General features: G+C 71.7%; 23 protein-coding genes. 5 read left to right on the top strand and 18 right to left on the bottom strand.

Going from position 1 to position 22,611, the window contains the following annotated elements; genetic code table 11:
* Positions 1-255: 255 nt before the first annotated feature.
* From rpoZ to pyrR, 11 genes are all read right to left on the bottom strand, one after another.
* Complete coding sequence (rpoZ, locus tag ABZ857_RS32150) at positions 256-519, bottom strand: DNA-directed RNA polymerase subunit omega (protein ID WP_030508986.1); 264 nt, start codon at positions 517-519, stop codon at positions 256-258.
* 13 nt (positions 520-532) lie between these two features.
* Positions 533-1,093 carry a guanylate kinase gene (gene gmk, locus ABZ857_RS32145; protein WP_357050457.1) on the bottom strand — a complete coding sequence of 187 codons (561 nt, stop codon included), beginning with the start codon at positions 1,091-1,093 and terminating at the stop codon, positions 533-535.
* Between the two features lie 122 nt (positions 1,094-1,215).
* A complete protein-coding gene (gene mihF, locus ABZ857_RS32140) occupies positions 1,216-1,539 on the bottom strand; it encodes an integration host factor, actinobacterial type (protein WP_030450375.1) in 324 nt (107 codons plus the stop codon).
* A gap of 219 nt (positions 1,540-1,758) precedes the next feature.
* A complete protein-coding gene (pyrF, locus tag ABZ857_RS32135; RefSeq protein WP_357050454.1) occupies positions 1,759-2,457 on the bottom strand; it encodes an orotidine-5'-phosphate decarboxylase in 699 nt (232 codons plus the stop codon).
* A complete protein-coding gene (locus ABZ857_RS32130) occupies positions 2,454-3,428 on the bottom strand; it encodes a dihydroorotate dehydrogenase (protein WP_357050452.1) in 975 nt (324 codons plus the stop codon). Before ABZ857_RS32130 ends, pyrF begins: the two co-directional genes overlap by 4 nt.
* Positions 3,429-3,449: 21 nt before the next feature.
* Positions 3,450-4,307: a dihydroorotate dehydrogenase electron transfer subunit gene (locus ABZ857_RS32125; protein ID WP_357050449.1), complete on the bottom strand. Its 858-nt coding sequence runs from the start codon at positions 4,305-4,307 to the stop codon at positions 3,450-3,452.
* Between the two features lie 314 nt (positions 4,308-4,621).
* Positions 4,622-7,900 carry a carbamoyl-phosphate synthase large subunit gene (carB, locus tag ABZ857_RS32120; protein WP_357050446.1) on the bottom strand — a complete coding sequence of 1,093 codons (3,279 nt, stop codon included), beginning with the start codon at positions 7,898-7,900 and terminating at the stop codon, positions 4,622-4,624.
* A complete protein-coding gene (gene carA, locus ABZ857_RS32115; RefSeq protein ID WP_357050443.1) occupies positions 7,893-9,008 on the bottom strand; it encodes a glutamine-hydrolyzing carbamoyl-phosphate synthase small subunit in 1,116 nt (371 codons plus the stop codon). Before carA ends, carB begins: the two co-directional genes overlap by 8 nt.
* Entirely contained in the window at positions 9,005-10,306 is a 1,302-nt protein-coding gene (locus tag ABZ857_RS32110) for a dihydroorotase (RefSeq protein WP_357050440.1), read from the bottom strand. Before ABZ857_RS32110 ends, carA begins: the two co-directional genes overlap by 4 nt.
* A gap of 26 nt (positions 10,307-10,332) precedes the next feature.
* Complete coding sequence (locus ABZ857_RS32105; RefSeq protein WP_357050437.1) at positions 10,333-11,268, bottom strand: aspartate carbamoyltransferase catalytic subunit; 936 nt, start codon at positions 11,266-11,268, stop codon at positions 10,333-10,335.
* Complete coding sequence (gene pyrR, locus ABZ857_RS32100; RefSeq protein ID WP_030508977.1) at positions 11,265-11,822, bottom strand: bifunctional pyr operon transcriptional regulator/uracil phosphoribosyltransferase PyrR; 558 nt, start codon at positions 11,820-11,822, stop codon at positions 11,265-11,267. The genes ABZ857_RS32105 and pyrR overlap by 4 nt, the downstream gene beginning before the upstream one ends.
* 425 nt (positions 11,823-12,247) lie before the next feature.
* Here pyrR and ABZ857_RS32095 point away from each other — a divergent pair, with 425 nt between their 5' ends.
* Both ABZ857_RS32095 and ABZ857_RS32090 read left to right on the top strand, forming a co-directional pair.
* Positions 12,248-12,742, top strand: coding sequence for a transcriptional regulator (locus ABZ857_RS32095; RefSeq protein WP_030508976.1), 495 nt, complete (start codon positions 12,248-12,250; stop codon positions 12,740-12,742).
* Between the two features lie 131 nt (positions 12,743-12,873).
* Positions 12,874-14,118, top strand: a complete 1,245-nt coding sequence (locus ABZ857_RS32090) for an arginine deiminase (RefSeq protein ID WP_357050435.1) — start codon at positions 12,874-12,876, stop codon at positions 14,116-14,118.
* A 175-nt stretch (positions 14,119-14,293) separates the two neighbouring features.
* Here the strand turns inward: ABZ857_RS32090 and ABZ857_RS32085 are convergent, their stop codons facing one another.
* Positions 14,294-14,731: an SAV_6107 family HEPN domain-containing protein gene (locus ABZ857_RS32085; RefSeq protein ID WP_357050432.1), complete on the bottom strand. Its 438-nt coding sequence runs from the start codon at positions 14,729-14,731 to the stop codon at positions 14,294-14,296.
* Between the two features lie 405 nt (positions 14,732-15,136).
* A complete protein-coding gene (locus tag ABZ857_RS32080) occupies positions 15,137-15,997 on the bottom strand; it encodes a L,D-transpeptidase family protein (protein ID WP_357050430.1) in 861 nt (286 codons plus the stop codon).
* Positions 15,998-16,124: 127 nt separating this feature from the next.
* Here ABZ857_RS32080 and ABZ857_RS32075 point away from each other — a divergent pair, with 127 nt between their 5' ends.
* Together ABZ857_RS32075 and ABZ857_RS32070 are read left to right on the top strand one after the other, a co-directional pair.
* Complete coding sequence (locus ABZ857_RS32075; RefSeq protein ID WP_357050427.1) at positions 16,125-16,601, top strand: YbaK/EbsC family protein; 477 nt, start codon at positions 16,125-16,127, stop codon at positions 16,599-16,601.
* 44 nt (positions 16,602-16,645) lie between these two features.
* A complete protein-coding gene (locus ABZ857_RS32070) occupies positions 16,646-17,215 on the top strand; it encodes a GNAT family N-acetyltransferase (RefSeq protein ID WP_357050424.1) in 570 nt (189 codons plus the stop codon).
* Between the two features lie 14 nt (positions 17,216-17,229).
* On the opposite strand, the gene metF is transcribed toward ABZ857_RS32070, so the two are convergent.
* Positions 17,230-18,159 carry a methylenetetrahydrofolate reductase [NAD(P)H] gene (gene metF / locus ABZ857_RS32065; RefSeq protein WP_357050421.1) on the bottom strand — a complete coding sequence of 310 codons (930 nt, stop codon included), beginning with the start codon at positions 18,157-18,159 and terminating at the stop codon, positions 17,230-17,232.
* Positions 18,160-18,299: 140 nt separating this feature from the next.
* Here metF and ABZ857_RS32060 point away from each other — a divergent pair, with 140 nt between their 5' ends.
* Positions 18,300-19,367, top strand: coding sequence for a polyprenyl synthetase family protein (locus ABZ857_RS32060; protein ID WP_357050418.1), 1,068 nt, complete (start codon positions 18,300-18,302; stop codon positions 19,365-19,367).
* 204 nt (positions 19,368-19,571) lie between these two features.
* On the opposite strand, the gene thiE is transcribed toward ABZ857_RS32060, so the two are convergent.
* From thiE to ABZ857_RS32040, 4 genes are all read right to left on the bottom strand, one after another.
* Positions 19,572-20,225, bottom strand: coding sequence for a thiamine phosphate synthase (gene thiE / locus ABZ857_RS32055; protein ID WP_357050415.1), 654 nt, complete (start codon positions 20,223-20,225; stop codon positions 19,572-19,574).
* Positions 20,226-20,253: 28 nt separating this feature from the next.
* Positions 20,254-20,628 (bottom strand): Rv2175c family DNA-binding protein, encoded by a 375-nt coding sequence (locus ABZ857_RS32050; RefSeq protein ID WP_357050412.1) that lies wholly within the window; start codon positions 20,626-20,628, stop codon positions 20,254-20,256.
* A 43-nt stretch (positions 20,629-20,671) separates the two neighbouring features.
* Positions 20,672-21,850, bottom strand: a complete 1,179-nt coding sequence (locus ABZ857_RS32045; RefSeq protein ID WP_357050409.1) for an FAD-dependent oxidoreductase — start codon at positions 21,848-21,850, stop codon at positions 20,672-20,674.
* A 111-nt stretch (positions 21,851-21,961) separates the two neighbouring features.
* Positions 21,962-22,504, bottom strand: coding sequence for a dihydrofolate reductase family protein (locus ABZ857_RS32040; protein ID WP_357050406.1), 543 nt, complete (start codon positions 22,502-22,504; stop codon positions 21,962-21,964).
* Positions 22,505-22,611 lie beyond the last annotated feature (107 nt).

Genomic DNA, 22,611 nt, shown 5'->3' with positions numbered 1-22,611 from the left:
CGCTCACATCCGCCGTCTTCCCTCGTCGCTCGTCCCTCGCTCCTCAGTCCAGACTGGCGGCGCGTCCCTCCAGATCGCTCAGGGAGCGTTTCCCGCTTCACCATCGGGACGCTCACATCCGCCGTCTTCCCTCGTCGCTCGTCCCTCGCTCCTCAGTCCAGACTGGCGGCGCGTCCCTCCAGATCGCTCAGGGAGCGTTTCCCGCTTCACCATCGGGACGCTCACATCCGCTCGGTCGTGCCGAAGGCGGCGCGCTCAGCCCTCGATGGGCTCGGAGGTGAGCAGGCCCTCGGAGACCTCGCGCAGGGCGATGGACAGCGGCTTCTCCTGGGCGTGGGTCTCCACGAGGGGTCCCACGTACTCCAGCAGGCCCTCGCCGAGCTGAGAGTAGTAGGCGTTGATCTGGCGCGCCCGCTTCGCACCCATGATCACAAGGCTGTACTTGCTGTCGACGATGTCGAGAAGCGCGTCGATCGACGGGTTGGTGATGCCTTCCGCGTAGGCGGAGCTGCTTGCCACGTCAGTGATTCCCCTAGCTAGGTGAGTTTCCCATCAAGGTTATCAGCCGGTGGCACACGCCCTTGACGGACGTGTTGACGATCGTGAGGTCGAACTCCTTCTCCGCCGCCAGCTCGATCCGGCCCGCCTCCAGGCGGCGGGCGATCACGTCGGGAGGCTCCGTGCCGCGGCCGCGCAGCCGCCGCTCCAGCTCCTCCCAGCTCGGCGGGGCCAGGAACACCAGCAGGGCCTCGGGCATCGTCGTGCGCACCTGCCTGGCGCCCTGCAGGTCGATCTCCAGCAGAGTGGGGACGCCTGCCGCCAGCTTCTCCAGCACGGGCCGCCTGGGCGTGCCGTACCGGTTGCCGGCGAACTCGGCCCACTCCAGAAGCTCGCCGGAGGCGATGAGCTCGTCGAACTCGTCGTTGCCGGCGAAGAAGTACTCCACGCCGTGCCGCTCCCCCGGGCGGGGCTTCCGGGTTGTCACCGAGACCGACAGCCACACCTCCGGGTGTGACCGCCGGAGCTCGGCGACGACCGTGGACTTCCCCACACCCGACGGACCGGACAGGACCGTCAGGCGCGGGCGAGGCATGGAGTCACCGCCGCGTGTCCGGAACTCGCTGGTCGCGACTGCCTCTTGGGCCCGATCTCCAGCGGACCGGGACGTGTCGGTCACTCCGTACCCCCGTGAAACTCGCTCGTACGCCGCCGAGATCAGCTCTCGGCGCCGCCGAACTCGCGCTCCAGGGAGGCGCGCTGGTTGGCGCCGAGACCCCGCACGCGGCGGGATTCGGCGATACCAAGGCGCTCCATGAGCTGCTTGGCGCGGACCTTGCCGACGCCAGGGAGCGACTCCAGCAGAGCCGAGACCTTCATCTTGCCGATGACGTCGTCGGTCTGCCCATCCTTCAGCACCTCAGCCAGAGAAACCGCGCCGTGCTTGAGCCGGTTCTTGACCTCGGCACGCTCCTTGCGTGCCTTGGCAGCCTTCTCAAGAGCTGCGGCGCGCTGCTCGGGGGTCAGGGGAGGAAGAGCCACGCCGGGTCACCTCGAATTTCTTGTCGATGTACTCGGACGGGAGGGGAAACTAGCTGGTCTTGGCCGTAACGGCAACGTCAAGGGCGGTTTCTCGGACTACAAAATTGATTTTACTACTTTTGGTATTGGAAAAGTTACTCTTCGTAGATCAAAACCGCCTCAGCAGGCCCGGAGCGGGATGACGCATGGTGACGGCCCCCGAGCCCGCCGGTCGCTGTCTCAGGGGCTCACGCGGCGCAGCGCGGCGGCGATCCCGGCGGCCGCCGCGCCCGGGTCGGGCGCCCCGGTGATGGGCCGTCCGATCACGAGGAGGTCGGCCCCCTGGGCGATGGCGTCCTCCGGAGTGGCCACCCGCGCCTGGTCCTGGGTGTCGGCACCGGCGGGCCGCACGCCGGGAGTGATCAATGTCACGTCCGGGCCGACCTCCGCGCGTACGGCGGCGACCTCCCGGGGCGAGCAGACGAGGGCCTGGGCGCCCGCTCCGACGGCCACGGCGGCCATACGGCGCACGACGTCCTCAGGGGGTCCCTGGATACCGATCTCGCGGAGATCGGCCTCGGAAAGCGACGTCAGGAGCGTCACGGCCGCGATCTGGGTGTTGGGGGCCGCCTCGACGGCCGCCCTGACCATCGCCGGGCCCCCCGCGGCGTGCACGGTCAGGTACGTCGGCTTGAGCCGCGCGACCGCCCGCGCGGCGGCGCCGACGGTGTTCGGGATGTCGTGCAGCTTGAGGTCCAGGAAGACCTGCACGCCGCTCGCGCCGCGCACCGAGGCGATCACGTCGGGCCCGTACCGCAGGTAGAGCTCCAGCCCCACCTTCACCGTGGAGACGTGCGGGGTGACCAGGCCGGCCCAGCGGGCCGCGGTCTCCAGGTCGGGCGCGTCCAGGGCGACGGCGATGGGAGCGGGCGTGGTCAAAGCGAACTCTCCTCGAGATCTGATCGCGAACGTGGTTGCGCGCCCGCCGGCCGGTGGGCCAGGCCCACGGCGTCGGCGAGCCGGTCGAACCCGCGCTCCTGCAGAAGCTCCTCAAGCTCCCTCAGGACGCGCGGGCAGGCGTAGGGGTCGTGGAACAGCGCCGTGCCCACCGCGACGGCGCAGGCGCCCGCCAGGACGAGCTCAAGGGCGTCCCTGCCGGTCGTCACGCCGCCCATGCCCACGATCGGCACCCCGGGCAGCGCCGCGTGGACCTGCCAGACGCAGCGCACCGCCAGGGGCCGTACGGCGGGACCCGACAGGCCGCCGGTGCCGGCCGCGAGCGAGGGGCGCATCGTGTCCACGTCGATGCTCATGCCGACCGGGTTGTTGATCATCGCGAGGGCGTCGGCGCCGCCGTCCACGCACGCCCGTGCGACCGCGACGATGTCCGCCACGTCAGGGGACAGCTTGGCGATCACCGGCACCTCGTACGGCGTGGCCGCGCGCACCGAGGCCACGACCTCCGCCGCGGCGGCCCCGTCGCGGGCGAACACCCTCCCGCGGTCCTCGACGTTGGGGCACGACAGGTTGATCTCCACGGCGGTGATGCCGGCGACGCCGGCCAGGCGCCGCGCCAGCGCGGTGTACTCGGTCACCGTGCCGCCGCCGATCGACACGACCGTGCGGGCCCCGCGCTCGGCCAGCCAGGGCAGCTCGCGCTCCAGGAACGCCTCGACGCCCGGGCCCTGCAGGCCCACGGCGTTCAGCAGCCCGGAGGGGGTCTCGGCCATCCGCGGCGTCGGCCGTCCCGCGCGGGGGGCCATCGTGATCGACCGGGTGACGAACGCGCCCAGCCGGTGGACGTCGGAGAACTGGGCCAGCTCGCGGCCGGTCCCGCCGCAGCCGGAGGCGTTCAGCACCGGGTTGGGCAGCTCCACATGGGCCAGGTAGGTGCGCAGGTCGGCGGTCACGGCCGCCTCCCCCGCCCCGGCTCAGGCATGCCGTCCGCCGGGCGCGCCGAGCGCGTCGAACGGGATCGTCCCGACGTCGTCGAACCGCACCCGCTCGCCCCGGAACACCGGCCCCTCGGTGCAGGCGCGGACCATGCGGGTCACGCCGTCGTCGCCGATGACCGGCACCACGCACGTCATGCAGACGCCGATGCCGCAGGCCATGGACTCCTCCACGGCGACCTGCACGGGGATGTCGAACTCGACGGCGACCGCCGTGACGCCGCGCAGCGTCTCCATCGGGCCGCACGCGTAGACCGCGTCGGCCCGCGCGTCGGCGATCACGCCGGGCAGCACGTCGGTCACCTTGCCGCGCATGCCCAGCGAGCCGTCCTCGGTCGTCAGCGTGGTCGTCTCGCCCATCCGGCGGGCCCGCAGCGCCCCGAAGACCCGGTCGGCCGACGGCGCCCCCAGCACGAAGTCGATGCGGCAGCCCCGCTGCTGCAGCGCGTCCCCCAGCGCGAACAGCGCCGCCGCGCCGTGCTCGTCGCCGACCAGTACGCACGTGCAGGGATCGCGGGGCAGGGGGAAGGGACGGCCGAGCGGGCCGACCAGGTCGAGCGTGTCGCGCGCCCGCAGGTCGGCGAGCCAGGCCGTCCCCGCGCCGCGCACGCCGAAGACGAGCTCCACCGTGCCACCGTAGTCCGGCTTCACGTCATGGATCGTGAAGGCCCGCCGGGTGAGCATCGAGGAGTCGCGGCCACCGACGGCGACCGTGACGAAGTGACCGGGCCGGAACCGGTCGGCGATGCCCGGCGCGACGACGGTGAGCGCATGGTAGGCGTCCACGCGGCGCGTCGTCAGCACCGTGCCCGTGACCTGAACCGGACTACCGGCCACTCCCTGCTCCTTTGCGCTCGCTCCGCTCGCGCGGCTCCGGGCGCCTGAGCTGGCGAGGTCGTGCCGGAAGCGCGCGGTGTGTCCAGCCCTCGTCGCTCCGGGTCGCTCGTGCCTCGCTCCCCCTCACTCCTCAGTCCAGACTGCCAGCGCGCCCTCCCTGCTCATGGCGCTCGCTCCGCTCACGCGGCTACGGGCGCCTGAGCTGACATCTTCCCTCGTCGCTCCGGGTCGCTCGTGCCTCGCTCCCCCTCACTCCTCAGTCCAGACTGCCAGCGCGCCCTCCGCGCTCCATGGTGCCCTCCGTGGTCCTGGGGCTAGCTTCGCAGCCTCCTGGCGTGTTCCTGGAGAGAACACACGTCGATGTCGCCCCTGACGATGTGCTGGATGCCCTGCACGGCGGCCGCCAGGCCCTGGACGGTCGTGATGCAGGCGATGCCGCGGTTGACGGCGGCGGTGCGGATCTCGTACCCGTCCAGGCGCGGCCCGGACTGGCCGGGGCTGCCGAACGGAGTGTTCACGATGAGGTCCACCTCCCCGTCGAGGATGCGCCGCACGATCGTCGACTCGCCGTCGGGACCGGTGCCGTCGCTGTGCTTGCGCACGATCTTGGCACGTACGCCGTTGCGGCGCAGCACCTCGGCGGTGCCCTCCGTGGCCAGGATCTCGAAGCCGAGGTCCGCCAGCGCCTTCACGGGGAAGATCATGGCCCGCTTGTCCTTGTTCGCCACCGAGACGAACGCCCGTCCCTTGGTCGGCAGCGCGCCGTAGGCCGCCGACTGCGACTTGGCGAAGGCCGTGCCGAAGAACTCGTCGATGCCCATGACCTCGCCGGTCGAGCGCATCTCGGGCCCGAGGACGGTGTCCACGCCGCGGAACCGGTTGAACGGCAGCACCGCCTCCTTGACCGCGACCGGCGCGTCCAGCGGCAGCGTGCCGCCGTCGTAGTCGGCCGGGAGCATGCCCTCGGCACGCAGCTCGGCGATCGTCGCGCCCAGCATCAGCCGCGCCGCCGCCTTCGCCAGCGGCACCGCCGTGGCCTTGGACACGAACGGCACCGTACGGCTGGCCCTGGGGTTGGCCTCCAGGACGTACAGCACGTTGGCCGCCATCGCGTACTGGACGTTCAGCAGGCCGCGCACGCCCACGCCGCGGGCGATGGCCTCGGTGGCCGCCCGGATCCGCTTGATGTCGAAGCCGCCCAGCGTGATCGGCGGCAGGGCGCACGCCGAGTCGCCGGAGTGGATGCCGGCCTCCTCGATGTGCTCCATGACGCCGCCGAGGTACAGCTCCTCGCCGTCGAACAGCGCGTCCACGTCGATCTCGATGGCGTCGTCGAGGAACCGGTCGATCAGCACCGGGTGCTCCGAGGCCGCCCTCTCCATGTACGCCGCGAGGGTGTCCTCGTCGTACACGATGGCCATGCCGGCCCCGCCGAGCACGTAGGACGGCCGCACGAGCACCGGGTAGCCGATCTCCTCGGCGACCGCCCGCGCCTCCTCCACGGTCGTCGCGGTGCCGTGCCTGGGCGCGGGCAGCCCGGCCTCGGCGAGGACCTGCCCGAACGCGCCCCGGTCCTCGGCGAGGTGGATCGACTCGGGCGAGGTGCCGACCACGGGCACCCCCGCGTCCTTGAGCGCCTGGGCGAGCCCGAGCGGCGTCTGGCCGCCGAGCTGCACGATGACGCCGACGACCGGTCCGGTCTCCTGCTCGGCGTGCACGACCTCCAGGACGTCCTCCAGCGTGAGCGGCTCGAAGTAGAGCCGGTCGGAGGTGTCGTAGTCGGTCGAGACGGTCTCGGGGTTGCAGTTGACCATCACGGTCTCGTAGCCGGCCTTGGCCAGCTCGAACGACGCGTGCACGCACGCGTAGTCGAACTCGATGCCCTGGCCGATGCGGTTGGGCCCGCTGCCCAGGATGATCACCTTGGGCCGGTCCCCCACCGGCACCTCGGTCTCCTCGTCGTACGTCGAGTAGAGGTACGGCGTGCGCGCGGCGAACTCGGCGGCGCAGGTGTCCACGGTGTTGTAGACGGGCCTGATGCCGAGCTCGTGGCGCTTGGCCCGCACCTCGGCCTCCGCCACGCCCAGGATCTCGGCGATCTGCGCGTCGCTGAAGCCGTGCCGCTTGGCCAGGTCGAGGGTGGGCCGGTCGAGCGCGGTGATCGACCGGGCGACCTCGTCGATCGCGAAGAGCTGGTCGACGAACCACGGGTCGACCGACGTGGCCTCGTGGACCTGCTCGGGGGTCGCGCCCGCCCTGATGGCCTGCTGCATCGTGCGCAGCCGCCCGTCGTGCGGCTTGCGGCAGGCCTCCAGGAGCTCGTCCAGGTCGCCGGGCTCGCCCGCCCAGCCGAACGACGAGCCCTTCTTCTCCAGCGACCGCAGCGCCTTCTGCAGCGCCTCCGGGAAGGAGCGACCGATCGCCATCGCCTCGCCGACCGACTTCATGTGGGTGGTCAGCGTCTCGTCGGCCCCGGCGAACTTCTCGAACGCGAACCTCGGCACCTTGACCACGATGTAGTCGAGCGACGGCTCGAACGACGCCGGGGTCTCCTTGGTGATGTCGTTGGGGATCTCGTCGAGCGTGTAGCCGATGGCGAGCTTGGCGGCGATCTTGGCGATCGGGAAGCCGGTGGCCTTGGACGCCAGCGCCGACGACCGCGACACGCGCGGGTTCATCTCGATGACGATCATCCGCCCGGTCTGCGGGTCGACCGCGAACTGGATGTTGCAGCCGCCGGTGTCGACGCCGACCTCGCGGATGACCGCGATCGCGACGTCGCGCATGTTCTGGTACTCGCGGTCGGTCAGCGTCAGCGCGGGCGCCACCGTCACGCTGTCGCCGGTGTGGACGCCCATCGGGTCGATGTTCTCGATGGAGCACACGATGACCACGTTGTCGTTGCGGTCCCGCATGACCTCCAGCTCGTACTCCTTCCAGCCGAGGATCGACTCCTCCAGGAGCACCTCGGTGGTCGGGGACGCGTCGAGGCCGGCGCCGGCGATGCGGCGCAGCTCCTGCTCGTCGTGGGCGAAGCCGGAGCCGGCGCCGCCCATGGTGAAGCTCGGGCGGACGACGAGCGGGTAGCCCAGCTCGCCGGCCGCGCGCAGGCACTCGTCCATGGTGTGGCAGATCACGCTGCGCGCCGACTCGGCGTTGAGGCCGTGCTCGGCGGCGACCTTGGCGACGATCTCCTTGAACCGCTCGCGGTTCTCCCCCGCCTGGATGGCGTCGATGTCGGCGCCGATCAGCTCGACGCCGTACTTGTCGAGCACGCCCGCCTCGTGCAGCGCCACGGCGGTGTTGAGCGCCGTCTGGCCGCCCAGCGTGGGCAGCAGCGCGTCGGGCCGCTCCTTGGCGATGATCTTCTCGACGATGTCCGGCGTGATCGGCTCGACGTAGGTGGCGTCGGCGAACTCCGGGTCCGTCATGATCGTGGCGGGGTTGCTGTTGACCAGGATGACCCGGAAACCCTCGCTGCGCAGGACGCGGCAGGCCTGGGTGCCGGAGTAGTCGAACTCGCACGCCTGTCCGATGACGATCGGGCCGGAGCCGATCACCATGACGGACCTGATGTCCGTACGCTTAGGCACCCTTGGCCCCCTTCTTGTCCATCAGCTCGCAGAACTCGTCGAACAGGTAGGCGGCGTCGTGCGGGCCCGCGGCCGCCTCGGGGTGGTACTGCACGCTGAACGCCGGGCGGTCCAGCAGGCGCAGCCCCTCCACGCAGTCGTCGTTGAGGTTGACGTGGCTCACCTCCGCCGCGCCGTACGGCGTCTCGAAGGGCCCGTCCAGCGGCGCGCGCACGGCGAAGCCGTGGTTGTGCGCGGAGATCTCGACCTTGCCGGTCCTGCGGTCCTGCACCGGCTGGTTCACCCCGCGGTGGCCGTACCGCAGCTTGTAGGTGCCGAGGCCGAGCGCCCGGCCGAGGATCTGGTTGCCGAAGCAGATGCCGAAGAACGGCACGCTCTCGTCCAGCACCTCCCGCAGCGACTCGACCGCGTATCCGGCCGCGGCGGGGTCGCCGGGGCCGTTGGAGAAGAAGACGCCGTCGGGGTCGAGGGCGAGGATGTCGGCCGCCTTGGCGGTCGCCGGCAGCACGTGCACCTCGCAGCCCCGCTCGGACATCCGCTGCGGGGTCATGGCCTTGATGCCGAGGTCGACCGCGGCGACGGTGAAGCGCTTGCGCCCGATCGCCGGCACGACGTACGGCTCGGGCGTGCTGACCTCGCGGGCCAGGTCGGCGCCCTCCATGCCGGGCGAGCGCCGCACCCGTTCGACCAGCTCGGCGATCTCGCCGCCCTCGCTGAAGACGCCCGCGCGCATCGCGCCGCGCTCGCGCAGGTGGCGGGTGAGGGCGCGGGTGCCGGGCATCGCGATTCCGACCACGCCCTGGTCGCGCAGGTAGTCGTCGAGCGTCCTGCGGGAGCGCCAGTTCGACGGGATCCGCGACGGCTCGCGCACCACGTAGCCCGCGACCCAGACCCTGCGCGACTCGGGGTCCTCGTCGTTGACACCGGTGTTGCCGATGTGCGGGGCGGTCATCGCCACGATCTGGCGGTGGTAGGAGGGGTCGGTGAGCGTCTCCTGGTAGCCGGTCATGCCGGTGTTGAAGACCATCTCGCCGAACGTCTCGCCCACGGCGCCGTACGGCGTTCCCTCGAAGACGCGTCCGTCCTCGAGCACGAGCAGGGCTGTCATACGAGCTTCCCTTCGAGAACGGTGGGACGGCCGCGCAGGAACGTGGCGACGACGCGGCCGGGCAGGGTCAGCCCCTCGTAGGGGGTGTTGCGGCTCTTCGACGCCATCGCGGCAGGGTCCACGGGCTGCCGGACCGACGGGTCGTACAGCGTGATGTTGGCGGGGGCGCCCGGCTCGATCGGGCGGCCGTGCCCGGCCAGGCGGCCGATCCTGGCCGGCCGGGCGGACATGCGGTCGGCGACGCCGGCCCAGTCGAGCAGCCCGGTCTCGACCATGGCCTCCTGGACCACGGACAGGGCCGTCTCCAGGCCGATCATGCCCATGGCCGCCGCGGCCCACTCGGTCTCCTTGTCCTCGACCGGGTGGGGCGCGTGGTCGGTGGCCACGCAGTCGATCGTGCCGTCGGCCAGCGCCTCGCGCAGCGCCCGCACGTCCTCGGCGGTGCGCAGCGGCGGGTTGACCTTGTAGATCGGGTTGTACGGGCCGAGCGGCGACCTCTCCGCGCAGGAGTCGGTCAGCAGCAGGTGATGGGGGGTGACCTCGGCGGTCACGTCCCAGCCCTTCGACTTGGCCCAGCGGATGATCTCGACGGAGCCCGCAGTGGAGACGTGGCAGACGTGCAGCCGGGAGCCGACGTGCGCGGCGAGCAGGCAGTCGCGCGCGATGATCGCCTCCTCGGCGACCGCCGGCCAGCCGGTCAGGCCGAGCCTGGCCGACACCTCGCCCTCGTTGAGCTGGGCGCCCTCGGTCAGCCTGGGCTCCTGGGCGTGCTGGGCGACGACCCCGTCGAACGCCTTGACGTACTCCAGCGCCCGGCGCATCAGCACCGCGTCGGACACGCACTTGCCGTCGTCGGAGAAGACCCGCACACGGGCCGCGGAGTCGGCCATGGCGCCGAGCTCGGCGAGCTGGCGGCCCTCGAGGCCGGAGGTCACCGCGCCCACGGGCTGCACGTCGCAGTGGCCGTATTCCTGGCCGAGCCGCCAGACCTGCTCCACCACGCCGGCGGTGTCGGCCACCGGGGAGGTGTTGGCCATCGCGTGGACGGCGGTGTACCCGCCGCGCGCCGCGGCCTGGGTGCCGGTCTCGACGGTCTCGGCGTCCTCCCGGCCGGGTTCGCGCAGGTGGGTGTGCAGGTCGACCAGGCCGGGCAGGGCGACCAGCCCGTCGGCGTCGACCGTCTGGTCCGCCTTCGCTCCGCCGAGGTCGCCGGTCTCCGCCACGGCGCCGTCGCGCAGCAGGATGTCGCTCGGGGCGCCGCCCAGGATCCGGGCGCCCCTGATGAGGATGGTGGTCACAGTCCCCTCGTGAAGGTCGTACGTGCTCATTCGGCGCCTCCGATCGCGGGCTCGGAACCGCCGAGCAGCAGGTAGAGGACGGCCATCCGGACCGTCACGCCATTGGCGACCTGCTCGACGATCGTCGAGCGCGGAGAGTCGGCGACCTCCGCGGAGATCTCCATGCCGCGGTTCATCGGGCCGGGGTGCATGACGATGGCGTCGTCGTGCAGGCGGGCGAAGCGGTCGCGGTCGAGGCCGTAGCGGCGGCTGTACTCCCGCGCCGAGGGGAAGTAGGCCGCGTTCATTCGTTCGAGCTGGACCCGAAGCATCATCACGACGTCCGACTTGGGCAGCACGGCGTCGAGATCGTACGAGACCTGGCAGGGCCAGGTCTCGACCGCCACCGGCAGCAGGGTCGGCGGCGCGACCAGCGTCACCTCCGCGCCGAGCGTGTGCAGCAGCAGCACGTTGGACCGGGCGACCCGGCTGTGCAGCACGTCGCCCACGACGGCGATCTTCAGGCCCTCCAGCCGGCCCAGCCGGCGGCGGATGCTGAAGGCGTCGAGCAGCGCCTGGGTGGGGTGCTCGTGGGTGCCGTCCCCGGCGTTGACCACGCTGCCGCGCACCCAGGTGGCCAGGCGGTGCGGCGCGCCCGAGGCGCTGTGCCGGATCACCACGGCGTCGGCGCCCATGGCCTCCAGGGTGAGCGCGGTGTCCTTCAGCGACTCGCCCTTGGACACGCTCGACCCCTTGGCCGAGAAGTTGATCACATCGGCCGACAGGCGCTTGGCCGCGGCCTCGAAGGAGATGCGGGTCCGGGTGGAGTCCTCGAAGAAGAGGTTCACCACCGTGCGGCCGCGCAGCGTCGGCAGCTTCTTGATGGACCGCTGCGAGACCCGCGCCAGCTCCTCGGCCGTGTCGAGGATGAGGAGCGCGTCGTCGCGGGTGAGGTCGCCGGTCGAGATCAGGTGCCGCTTCATCGGTCGTCCTCCTTGATGAGCACGACCGCGTCGCGCCCGTCCGTCTCCTCCAGGAAGACCTTGACCTTCTCGCTCTTGGAAGTCGGCAGGTTCTTGCCGACGTAGTCGGCGCGGATCGGCAGCTCCCGGTGGCCGCGGTCCACGAGCGTGGCGAGCTGGACGGCCCTGGGCCTGCCCACGTCGTTCAGCGCGTCGAGCGCGGCGCGCACGGTGCGGCCGGAGTAGAGGACGTCGTCCACGAGGACCACGGTCCTGCCGTCCACGCCGTCCGGGGGCAGTTCGGTGCGGCCGAGCGGGCGCGCGGGCCGCAGGCGCAGGTCGTCGCGGTACATCGTGACGTCGATGGCGCCGACGGGGACCTTGATCCCCTCGAACTGCGCGATGCGCCCGGCGATGCGGTGCGCGAGGGTCGCGCCGCGGGTGGGGATGCCGATCAGTACGACGCTCTCCGCGCCCCTGGTGCGTTCGAGGATCTCGTGCGCGATCCGGGTGAGCGCCCGGTGGATGTCGGGCCCCTCCAGGACGGCACGGGCCTGGTTTCGGGCATCAGACATGAAAAAGTCACCACCTTTCCCGCCTCACAGGACGGGTCTTAAAAGGGTGTCAGGTCTGCTTAGAGTATCAGGGCCGTCTGCGAACCCCCCTCCCGCCAGGGGTGATGCCCACGGAGGGACCGTTCGCCCTGGGCGTGACGACACGCGCCGGGGGACGTTCCGGGGATCGGAAGCCGCATCGCACCGGGTGTCGGGGATTTCGGTGAGAGCACTGTTTGACGCTCTTTTTTCCAATCAGCTTGACCTTTGGGAGTGTCGGCTTTACCGTCACTGTCCGTAACCACAACACGCGACCTTCCTGGGTAAAACCCGACGCAGCGGTCACCGAAGGTGCCGGTCACAGGCACCAGCCCCGGTGTTCGGAACGCTTAGGACAAGGACGCACAATCAAGTGAGAAGAGACATAGAAAGCCGGGGGCCACACAATGCCGTCTGACTACGCCAAGTCGCTGGGCGCGCGCCTGCGCGCCATCCGGACCCAGCAGGGACTGTCCCTGCACGGTGTGGAAGAGAAGTCCCGCGGGCGGTGGAAGGCCGTCGTCGTGGGCTCCTACGAGCGGGGCGACCGCGCGGTGACCGTGCAGAAGCTCGCCGAGCTCGCGGATTTCTACGGAGTGCCGGTGTCGGAGCTTCTTCCCGGCGGAGCCGCCCCCAGCCCGCTCGCGCCCGCTCCCAAGCTGGTCATCGACCTGGAGCGGCTGTCGCAGCTGCCGAAGGACAAGGCCGGCCCGCTCGCCCGTTACGCCGCCACGATCCAGAGCCAGCGTGGGGACTACAACGGCAAGGTGCTGTCCATCCGGCAGGAGGACCTGCGCTCGCTCGCGGTCATCTACGACAAGTCGCCGGTCGAGCTGACCGAGGAGTTCATCCACTGGGGCGTGCTCGACGCGGAGGCCCGCCGCGCCGTCGAGTCCTTCTGACCTCCCGCCTCGGTTCGTACGCGGCTCCCCGTGACGGCGCCCGCCCTCTCCGGCGTAGTCACGGGCTCGGCGCCTCCGCGACGGGGAGCCGCCGGCACGAGTGATTCCCGCCACGCGGGGATAGGCAGGACATGACGTTTTACGTGGGCTCCGAGGTGGGCAGGCTGCGCCGGGTCCTGGTCGACATACCCGAACTCGCGCTCAAGCGGCTCACCCCGGGCAACAAGGACGGCCTGCTGTTCGACGACGTGCTCTGGGTGCACCGCGCGCTGGAGGAGCACCGGGAGTGGTGCGAGGTGCTCGCCGGGCGCGGCGTCGAGGTGCACCATCTCGGCGACCTCCTGCGTGAGGTGATCGAGATCCCCGACGCGCGCAAGCACATCCTCGACGGCAGCGTCGACGAGCACTGGTTCGGCCCGCTGGCCGCCGACGCGATCCGCAACACGCTCGACGCCCTCGACGCGGACACGCTCGCGCCGCTGCTGACCGGCGGGATCACCAAACGCGAGATCATGGAGCTGGGCTGCGACCCGGGCTCCATCGCCTTCCACACGCTCGGCATGGACGACTTCGTCCTCCCGCCGCTGCCCAACCACCTGTTCGCCCGCGACACCTCCTGCTGGGTGTACGACGGGGTGTCGATCAACCCGATGCGCAAGAAGGCGCGCAGACGGGAGACCGTCAACTACGAGGCGGTCTACCGGTGGCACCCGCTGTTCGCCGCGGGGTACGGCAACCCCGGCGGCGGCGGGTTCAACGTCTGGTACGAGGGCGTGCGCATGGCCCCGGCCACCATCGAGGGCGGCGACGTCCTGGTGCTCGGCAACGGCGTCGTGCTCGTCGGGGTGAGCGAGCGCACCCAGCCGCAGGCCGTGGAGATGCTGGCGACCAACCTGTTCCGGGCGGGGTCGGCGACCCGCATCGTGGCGCTCGACCTGCCCAAGACCCGTGCGTTCATGCACCTCGACACCGTGATGACCAACGTCGACGTGGGCGTGTTCACCAAGTACGCCGGGCTCGGCATGCTCCCGTCGTACACCGTGGAGCCGGGCGACACCGACAAGGAGCTGAAGGTCACCGACCATCCGCCGGAGGACATGCACAAGGCGATCGCGCGGGCCCTCGGCCTCGACGACATCAAGGTCCTCACGCCGACGCAGGACGTGCACGCGGCCGAGCGCGAGCAGTGGGACGACGGCTGCAACGTGCTGGCGCTGGAACCCGGCGTGGTCGTGGCCTACGAGCGCAACACCACGACCAACAATCACCTGCGCAGGCACGGCATCGAGGTCATCCCGATCCGCGGCAGCGAGCTCGGCCGCGGGCGCGGCGGGCCGCGGTGCATGAGCTGCCCGCTGGAGCGCGACCCCGTCTGACCACCGCCACGGCTCGCGCCCGGGCCGGGGCTCGCGGACGGCCGTGCCGCGAAAGCGCGGTCCGGTCCGGCGCGCGGCCGGTCATCGGACGGCGCCGCTCCGCTTGTGAGGGCCGCCTCCTCAGACCCGGCATCCCGGCCGTCAACGTCCCAAGCGCCGGGCTGAGGGACGGAGGTCAGCCGGCCATGGGCAGCGTGGGGCGGCCGGGCAGGCCGAGGATCGACTCGACCTCGCCGACGAACCTGTCCGCTTCCGCTATGATCTCTTCTGCGTCGTTCTGCGTGACGGCGCGGACCATGCCGGCCTCGGCCGCCGCACGCTTGGTCGCGGTCACCGCGAAGTAGGCCGCCCAGTCCGCGAGCTTGGGTTCGGCCTCCGGGAGCAGCTCCCAGGCGCTGCGCAGCCGCCGCCTGCGGCCGTCCATCGGCCGCGGACGGGCCGCGAGGATCCCGGCGGCCGCTCGGAGGGCCGCCAGGTGGGCCGAGACGTAGCGGTCCGCGGGGGTGGGCCCGACGGTGGCGTCCGCGAGGCATGCCCTGGCGTCCGCGAGGTGTGCCAGAACCGCCTGCGAGAGCCGGGGCCCGCTCTTCTGCTCGTCGTTCTGCTCAGTCATGCCCGCCTCCTTGAGTCGTGGCACTCCGGCGAAGGTCGCCGGTGACTTCACAGTCGCAGATCGCACCGACAATTTCGCCGGCCGGGAGATCCCGTGAACCGCTCGAGATCGCCCGACGCTTTCTCAGGCTCCCGTGGGCGGCCGGACGAGGAGCTTCCCCTCTCCCCGTCCGGCCCACGCCGCGGGCCGTGCCGCATCCGTCTCCGCCGACGACGAAGGCACGAATCCAACGGGGTGGGCGCGAGCCGCGAGTCCCACGCCCACTCCATCGAACATAGATTCGATCATGTCCCCTGTCAAGGCTGTCAACGAATACGTGTTCGAGGACCGCGTTCGAAACGCGGGCGACAGACGACGGAGGGGCCCCGCGCGACACCTCGCGCGGGGCCCCTCCGGGGGATGGGATCAGCGCCTGAAGGCGCCCCTGACGTGCACGGGGACGCCCTTGCCGAGCATGCCGGGCAGGATCTCGGCGACGTTCATGGGCAGCCGCACGCAGCCGTGCGACGCCGGGTAGAGCGGCACCGACAGTGCGCCGTGGAGCGCGATGCCGCCGTTGAAGAAGATCGGGTTGTAGAGCTGCCCGAGGTAGGACCGGTGCCAGCCCTTGACCCGCCAGGTGGTCTTGTAGTCGCCGGTCGGCGTGCGGGCGCCGCCGGAGAACCGCTGCCGCTTGCCGTTCCAGGTGGCGTACTCGGTGTAGGGAACGCCGCTGCCGCTGGACATGTGACTGATCAGCACCGGGGCGCCATCCCGGTACAGGACCATCACCTGCTTGGTCAGGTTCACCTCGACGCGGGTCGCCTTGCCCCTGGGCACCAGGACCTTGGGCGCCCGGGGGTTCTCCAGCGCCCTCCAGGTGCGGGCGGCGACCGTGCTGGTCGGCGTGATCCCCTGCACCTTCTGGAACGCCCAGACCGCCGTCAGCGTGGCCCCGCCGTACCGGCCGTCGGCACTGCCGGGCACGTACCCGAGTTCCTTGAGCCGGGTCTGCAGCGCCTTCACGGCGGAGCCCTTGGCGCCGAGCCTGAGCGTCTTGCCCGGCGCGGTGAACGGCGGGTAGGCGGCGGCGCGGGCGGCCACGGCGGCCCTCGCCGGGAGCGTCGAGGACGCCGAGGACGCCGAGAGCACGGTCCCCGTGGTCACGGCCCCCGTCGGCGCGGCGGTGCGCGCCTGCGCCGTGCCGCTCACGCCGGTCGCCGCGAAGGCGGTCGCGAACGTCGCCGCCCCCACCGCGACGAGCAGTCGCCGTCGACCCCTCATCATGACCAACCCCCTCATAAGTTCGTTTTCTCGATCAAAAGACTCACCTTACGGTCCGATTGTGAGCCGCGTGATCGTAAGTGGCCATAATCGGCCGCGTATGTCCTGGCAATCCGTTTAGAGTGACCGGGTGGCAGAAAAGTTGCATCCGAACGTCGTCCGGGTCCAGGAGGCCCTGCGGGCCCACGAGGTGGCGGGCGAGGTCGTCGTGCTGGACGAGGCCGCCCCGACGGCGGCCACGGCGGCGGCCCAGCTGGGCTGCGAGGTCGGCGCGATCGCCAACAGCCTGATCTTCGACGCGGACGGCGCGCCGCTGCTGGTGCTGACCAGCGGCGCCCACCGCGTGAACACCGATCTGATCGCGCGGCTCGTGGGCGCGGCGAAGGTGCGGCGGGCCACGCCGGAGTTCGTCCGCGAGCACACCGGGCAGCCCATCGGCGGCGTCGCCCCGGTCGGGCACCCCGCGCCCGTACGGACGCTGGTGGACACCTGGCTGGGCAAGCACGACGTCGTGTGGGCCGCCGGGGGGCATCCGCACACCGTCTTCCCCACGTCCTACGAGGAGCTGCTGCGCATCACCGGGGGCACGGCCGCCGAGGTGGAGTGACGCCTGCCGGACCGGCCCGGCCTCGTTTTGCTAGTGTGCGACGAGTGATCCGACTGCGACGGGTGGGAGCCGACCGGTTCAGGGCGGTGCTGGACACCGTGCTGGAGATCTACACGGTCGCCATGCGCCCGCCGTCGGACCAGCTCGCGGGCCGCATGGCGATCATGCGTAACCACGCCACCTATCCCGACTTCGACTGCGTGCTCGCCGAGGACACGCGGACCTCCGGCGTCGCCGGCTTCGCGTACGGCTTCCACGGCGGCCAGGGGCAGTGGTGGCACGACGTCGTACGCGGGGCGCTGCAGGACCGGGCCGGGCCGTTGGTGGCGGAGGACTGGTTCGGAGACGCCCTGGAGATCGCCGAGGTCCACGTGCGCCCCGAGTATCAGGGGCAGGGGATCGGCCGGCGGATGATCCACGCGTTGTGCGAGGGCCGCCCTGAGCGTACGGCCGTGCTGTCGACGCACGACGCCCCCACGGTGGCCCGGCACCTGTACCGGGACGTCGGGTTCGCCGACCTGATGACCCGGTTCGTCTTCCCCGGCGGCTACGAGGAGTACGTCATCGCCGGGGTGCGGCTGCCGCTTCCCGAGCGCGGGGCCCGCGAGGACTGACGGGAGCGGCCGGCTCAGCCGGCGACGGCGGCGGGCACGCTGTGCAGCGCCTGGAACACCTCGCGGGTCGCGCTCGACCGGTTGAAGGTGATGAAGTGGATGCCGGGGGCGCCCTCGTCGAGAAGCTTCTGGCACAGCTCGACGGCGTGCTCGATCCCGAGGCGGCGGACCGCGGCCGGGTCGTCGGCGACGGCCGCGAACCGCTCGGCCACCTCCGGCGGGAACGGCGCGCCGGACAGCTGCTCCGAGCGGGCGATCGTGCTCATCTGCGTGACGGGCATGATGCCGGGAATGATCGGCGTGTCGCACCCGTGGGCCGCCACGCGATCGCGCAGCCGCAGGTAGTCCTCCGCCTTGAAGAACATCTGGGTGATCGCGTAGTCCGCGCCGGCCCGGCACTTCCGCACGAAGTACTCGGTGTCCGACTCGATGGTCGCCGACCTGGGGTGCTTGTACGGGAAGGCGGCCACCCCCACGCAGAAGTCGCCCGCCTGGCGGATCAGCCGCACCAGCTCCTCGGCGTACAGGACGCCCTCCGGGTGCTTGACCCACTCGTCCAGGGGGTTGCCGCCGCGCGGGTCGCCGCGTACGGCGAGGATGTTGCGCACGCCCGCGTCGGCGAACCTGCCGACGAGGTGGCGCAGCTCGCGGATCGAGTGGTCGACCGCGGTGAAGTGGGCGACGGGGGTCAGCGTCGTCTCGTGCGCCAGCCGCTCGACGATGTCCACCGTGCGGTCCCGGGTCGAGCCGCCGGCGCCGTAGGTCACGGAGACGAACGTCGGCCGCAGCGCCTCCAGCTCGCGGATCGCCCGCCACAGCTGGCGCTCCCCCTCGTCGGTCTTCGGCGGCATGAACTCGAACGAGAACGAGCGCTCGCCCGCGGCCAGCAGTTCGCGGACCGTCGGGACGCGATCAGGAAGCCGCGAGGGCAGACCGAGAGCCATACCGGCAAGGGTACAGCGATGGCGCTTTTCACGGCCCCCACGGTCTTGCTATATGGACATTTGCCCTATCAAAGTGAGTTGGCCCACTTGGAGGGGATCTGATGCTGTGTGTCTGGATCAACCCCGGTTAGTCTCAGAGCATGACCGCTTCCGCCGCCTCGCTCGATTCCATCCGTACGGAGGTGGACCGCGCACTCCGGGAGTTCCTCGACCGGCAGCGACCACACTTCGGTGACCCTCATCTGGCCGCCCTGCTGTCCGCCGCGGAGGACTTCCTGGCGGGCGGCAAACGACTGCGGCCCGCCTTCTGCCACTGGGGCTGGCGGGCCGCCGGGGGCGGCGACGACCCCGGACTGCACTTCGCCGCCGCCTCGCTGGAACTCCTGCAGGCCAGCGCGCTCATCCACGACGACGTCATGGACGCGAGCGACGTGCGCCGGGGCATGCCGTCGGCGCACCGCCGGTTCGAACGGATGCACGCGGAAGCGGGCTGGCACGGCTCCGCGCGGCAGTTCGGCGAAGGCTCGGCGGTGCTGCTGGGGAACCTGCTGCTGGTGTGGTCCGGGGAGATGTGGCGCACCAGCGGCCTGGCGTCCGAGGCGATCGCCGCCGCCCAGCCGTTGCACGATTACATGCTCACCGAGCTGATGTGCGGGCAGTATCTCGACCTGCTCGAACAGGCGCAGGGCGAGAGCACGTTCGACAGCGCCCTGCGGGTGGCGCTCTACAAGAGCGGTAAGTACTCCGTCGAGCAGCCGCTCCGGCTCGGGCTCGTCCTCGCCGCCCGGGCCGAGCACGCGTGGATCGACCGGCTCTGCGTGCAGTACGGCCAGCAGGTGGGCATCGCCTTCCAGCTCCGCGACGACATCCTCGGCGTGTTCGGCGACCCGGCGGAGACCGGCAAGCCCGCCGGGGACGACCTCCGCGAGGGCAAGCGGACCGTCCTGATCGCGCGCGCGCTCGCCTCGGCCACTCCCGCCCAGGCGGAGGTCGTACGGGCCCTGCTGGGCGACCCCGGGCTAGACGCCGAGGGGGTCGGGCGGCTGCGCACGGTGATCGAGGAGACCGGCGCGCTGGCCGCGTGCGAGGGCATGATCAAGCGCTACCTGGACGACGCGCTGCACGCCCTCGACCAGGCGCCGATCGAGGAGGAGGCCCGCACGGCGCTGGCCGCCCTGGCCGTCGCCGCCACCTCCCGCCGCACCTGACGGGCCGCCGCACCTGACGGGCCGCCGCACTGGGCGAACCGCCGCACCTGACGGAACACCCAGCCGGGCCCGGCGCGCTCCCGGACCGCCGCCGCACCGCCTTCCGCTACGCCCCGTCGTGGGCGGAAGCCGGCGTGGCGGCCGTCGCCCCGGTGACCGGTGGCCCGCCGGGAGCCTCCGACCGGCTGTCCGGGCGCGTCCCGCTCACAGCGGCACGGCGGACAGCCGGGCCTTGAGCGCGGCGGCGGCGGCGCCCGGATCGCCGGCCTCGGTGATGGCCCGGACGACCACGGCCCGGCGCACGCCGTGCGCCATCACCTCGTCGAGGTTGCCCAGGTCGATGCCGCCGATGCCGAACCACGGCCGGTCGGAGCCCAGGCGCGCGGCGTGCTCGAGCAGCGCGGGGCCGGGCGCCGGGCGGCCGGGCTTGGTGGGTGTGGGCCAGATCGGCCCGCAGCAGAAGTAGTCCACCCCCGGCTCCACGGCGGCGGCCGACGCCTCGGCCGCCGAGTGCGTCGACCTACCGATGAGCACGTCGGGACCGAGGATCTCCCGGGCCACGGGGACCGGCAGGTCGCCCTGGCCGAGGTGCAGGATGTCGGGCCGGGCGGCGTGGGCCACATCCGCCCGGTCGTTGACCGCCAGCAGCGCGCCGTGCCTGTCGCACGCCGCGCGGAAGACCTCGAGCAGGTCCAGCTCCTCACGCGCCTCCAGGCCCTTCTCCCTGAGCTGGACGATGTCCACTCCGCCGGCGAGGACCGCGTCGAGGAACTTCTCGAGGTCGCCGCGGTCCCTCCTGCCATCGGTGCAGAGGTAGAGCCTGGCCTGCGCGAGCCGCTGTCGCCGGGTGTCGTTCACCCGACCACAATGCCATGCGGCGGTACGGTCAGAAACCGAGGGCCTGGGCCCTGCGCTTGACCTCGGTGTGCCGGCCCTTCACGATCGCGTCGATCGGGGCCCCCGGCAGCGAGTCGTCCGGGGTGAACAGCCACCGGATCGACTCCACCTCGTCGTACCCCGCGTCCGACAGGACCGTGAGCGTGCCGGGCAGGCCCTTGAGCACCTCGCCGCCGGCGATGAACACCGCCGGGATCTGTGGCTCGCCCCCGCCCCGCCGGACACCGACGAGCTTCTTGTCCTTGAGGAGTTGCTTGGCGCGGCCAAGGCTGAGTCCCAGCTTCTTGGCGGTTTCCGAGAGGGGGAGCCACTCCCCTACGAGCTGGTCGGTCTCCCGGTCGATCTGCGCAACAGTAAGCGTCACGGATCCACCATTACCACAGCCGAGCTGCCAGGAAACACCTCGATTACGCCATAATGCAGTCGCGGAGCGGCACGGCCGGATCGGCCAGCCGCAGCGGATCGAGCCGCTGGCCGCCCTCGACGATCCGGCGGCCCTGCACCACGTCGCGCGGCCGGTCGACGGTGAGCACCGCGGCCAGCCGGTCCTCCGCCGTCAGCCAGCACACCGCCCACTTCGCGTCCGTACGCGGGTCGCCGCGCAGCACCATGCGGTCGCCGGCCTCCCGGTGACCGGCGAACTGCACCATGTGACCGAACTGCTCCGACCAGAAGTACGGCACGGGATCGTAGACCGCCTCCTCGCCCAGCAGGGTGGCGGCGGCCGTGTCGGGGGCCTGGAGCGCGGTGTCCCAGTGTTCGACCCGCATGCGGGTGCGGAACCTGCGCGACCACCAGTTCGCGCAGTCGCCCACCGCGACCACGTTGGGCAGCGACGTGCGCAGGTGCTCGTCGACCACCACCCCGTCGTCGAGCCGGACCGCCGACCCCTTCAGCCAGTCGACGGCCGGGCGCACCCCCACGCCGGTGACGACCACGTCGGCCGGCACCCGGGCGCCGGACATGAGCGTGACGCCGTCGGCGTCCACGGTGCCGACCAGCGCGCCGAGGCGCAGCTCGACGCCCGCCCGCGCGTACCAGCCGGTGGTGTGGCTGCCGACGGCGGTCCCGAGCGCCACGGCGAGCGGGCTCTCCCCCGCCTCCACCACGGTCACCGCGCAACCGGCCCTGGCCGCCGCGGTGGCGACCTCGGCGCCGATCCAGCCGGCCCCGACGACGGCCACGCGGGCGCCGGGGACCATCCGCTCGCGCAGCGCGAGCGCGTCCTCGATCGTGCGCAGCACGTGCTGGCGGCCCTCGCCGCGCAGACGGATCGGCGTGGCGCCGGTGGCGATGATCAGGCCGTCGTAGTCCAGCTCGCCCTCGGTCGTCTCCAGGACGCCGTCGCGCAGGCCCTTGGCCGCCGTGCCGAGGCACAGCCGTACGTCGAGGGCGTCGAGGTCGGAGTCGACCACAGTGGAGTCGGTCTCTCCGAGCAGCACCGCCTTCGACAGCGGCGGCCGGTCATAGGGGCGATGGTGTTCCTCGCCGATGAGCGTGATGCGGCCGGTGAACCCACGGAACCGCAACGCCTCGATGCTTCGCACGCCGGCCAGGCCGGCACCCACCACCACGACGTGATCCACAGCTTGACCATAGATTGTCAACGGGGGCCCTGGCCAACGGGCCCCCTATAACGAGTTGGGCAATTGCCGCGCACTTCCGCGGGGGCCGGCGTTGTGAAGCCGGCCACGTCGTCACCTGACCACGCGCATCCGGATGTTCGTCGCGTGCGGCACGTGCGTGAGGCTGATCCGTTCGAGCCGGACCCGGGCGCCGCCGGGGCGGGAGAACAGCCGGACGCCGTCGCCGAGCATGACCGGCGCCACGCACACGAGGATCTCGTCGAGCAGGCCCGCGTCGAGGCACTGCGCGGCGACGTCGGCGCCGAGCACGTTGACGTACCCGTCCCCGGCGGCCGCCGTGGCGGCCTCGACGGCGGCGCCGAGGTCCGTCACGAAGGTCACGCCGGGCACCGGCGCGGCCGGGACGTCGTGGGTGAGCACGAACTGCGGCCCGCTCCACCCGCCGCCGAACGGCTCGCCCTCCTGGGGAGTGCCCCGGTGCGGGTCGTCCCCCCGGAAGGTCCGGTTGCCGACGAGCAGCGCGCCGATGTCGCCGATGAGCCCGTCCACGGCCGGGTTGGGGCCGAGGTGTTCGGTCAGCCAGGACATGTCGCCGCCCGGCCCGGCGATGAAGCCGTCCAGGGACATGGTGGCCGAGTACAGCATCGTGGCCATGGGATACCTCCGTCGGGTCGATGAGCGTCCGCCTTGTGTGACGGCGGACGGCCCTCGTCCGCATCGGTCCCGGCGATCGGCCGTTGTGGGCGGCGTACTACCCTTGT

Source organism: Microbispora sp. NPDC046933, from assembly GCF_040644635.1.
GTDB lineage: Bacteria > Actinomycetota > Actinomycetes > Streptosporangiales > Streptosporangiaceae > Microbispora.
The sequence above is the reverse complement of the archived record's forward strand: the minus strand, read 5'-3'. Positions and strand labels throughout refer to the sequence as shown.

Bases quoted from the DNA above. Each gene is read 5' to 3' on its own strand.
- ABZ857_RS32095 (WP_030508976.1), top strand. From the start codon at position 12,248: ATGCCGTCTGACTACGCCAAGTCGCTGGGCGCGCGCCTGCGCGCCATC.
- ABZ857_RS32080 (WP_357050430.1), bottom strand. From the start codon at position 15,997: ATGATGAGGGGTCGACGGCGACTGCTCGTCGCGGTGGGGGCGGCGACG.
- ABZ857_RS32105 (WP_357050437.1), bottom strand. From the start codon at position 11,268: ATGAAGCGGCACCTGATCTCGACCGGCGACCTCACCCGCGACGACGCG.
- ABZ857_RS32085 (WP_357050432.1), bottom strand. From the start codon at position 14,731: ATGACTGAGCAGAACGACGAGCAGAAGAGCGGGCCCCGGCTCTCGCAG.
- metF (WP_357050421.1), bottom strand. From the start codon at position 18,159: ATGGCTCTCGGTCTGCCCTCGCGGCTTCCTGATCGCGTCCCGACGGTC.
- ABZ857_RS32060 (WP_357050418.1), top strand. From the start codon at position 18,300: ATGACCGCTTCCGCCGCCTCGCTCGATTCCATCCGTACGGAGGTGGAC.
- gmk (WP_357050457.1), bottom strand. From the start codon at position 1,093: ATGCCTCGCCCGCGCCTGACGGTCCTGTCCGGTCCGTCGGGTGTGGGG.
- pyrR (WP_030508977.1), bottom strand. From the start codon at position 11,822: ATGTCTGATGCCCGAAACCAGGCCCGTGCCGTCCTGGAGGGGCCCGAC.
- ABZ857_RS32040 (WP_357050406.1), bottom strand. From the start codon at position 22,504: ATGGCCACGATGCTGTACTCGGCCACCATGTCCCTGGACGGCTTCATC.
- carA (WP_357050443.1), bottom strand. From the start codon at position 9,008: ATGACAGCCCTGCTCGTGCTCGAGGACGGACGCGTCTTCGAGGGAACG.
- ABZ857_RS32090 (WP_357050435.1), top strand. From the start codon at position 12,874: ATGACGTTTTACGTGGGCTCCGAGGTGGGCAGGCTGCGCCGGGTCCTG.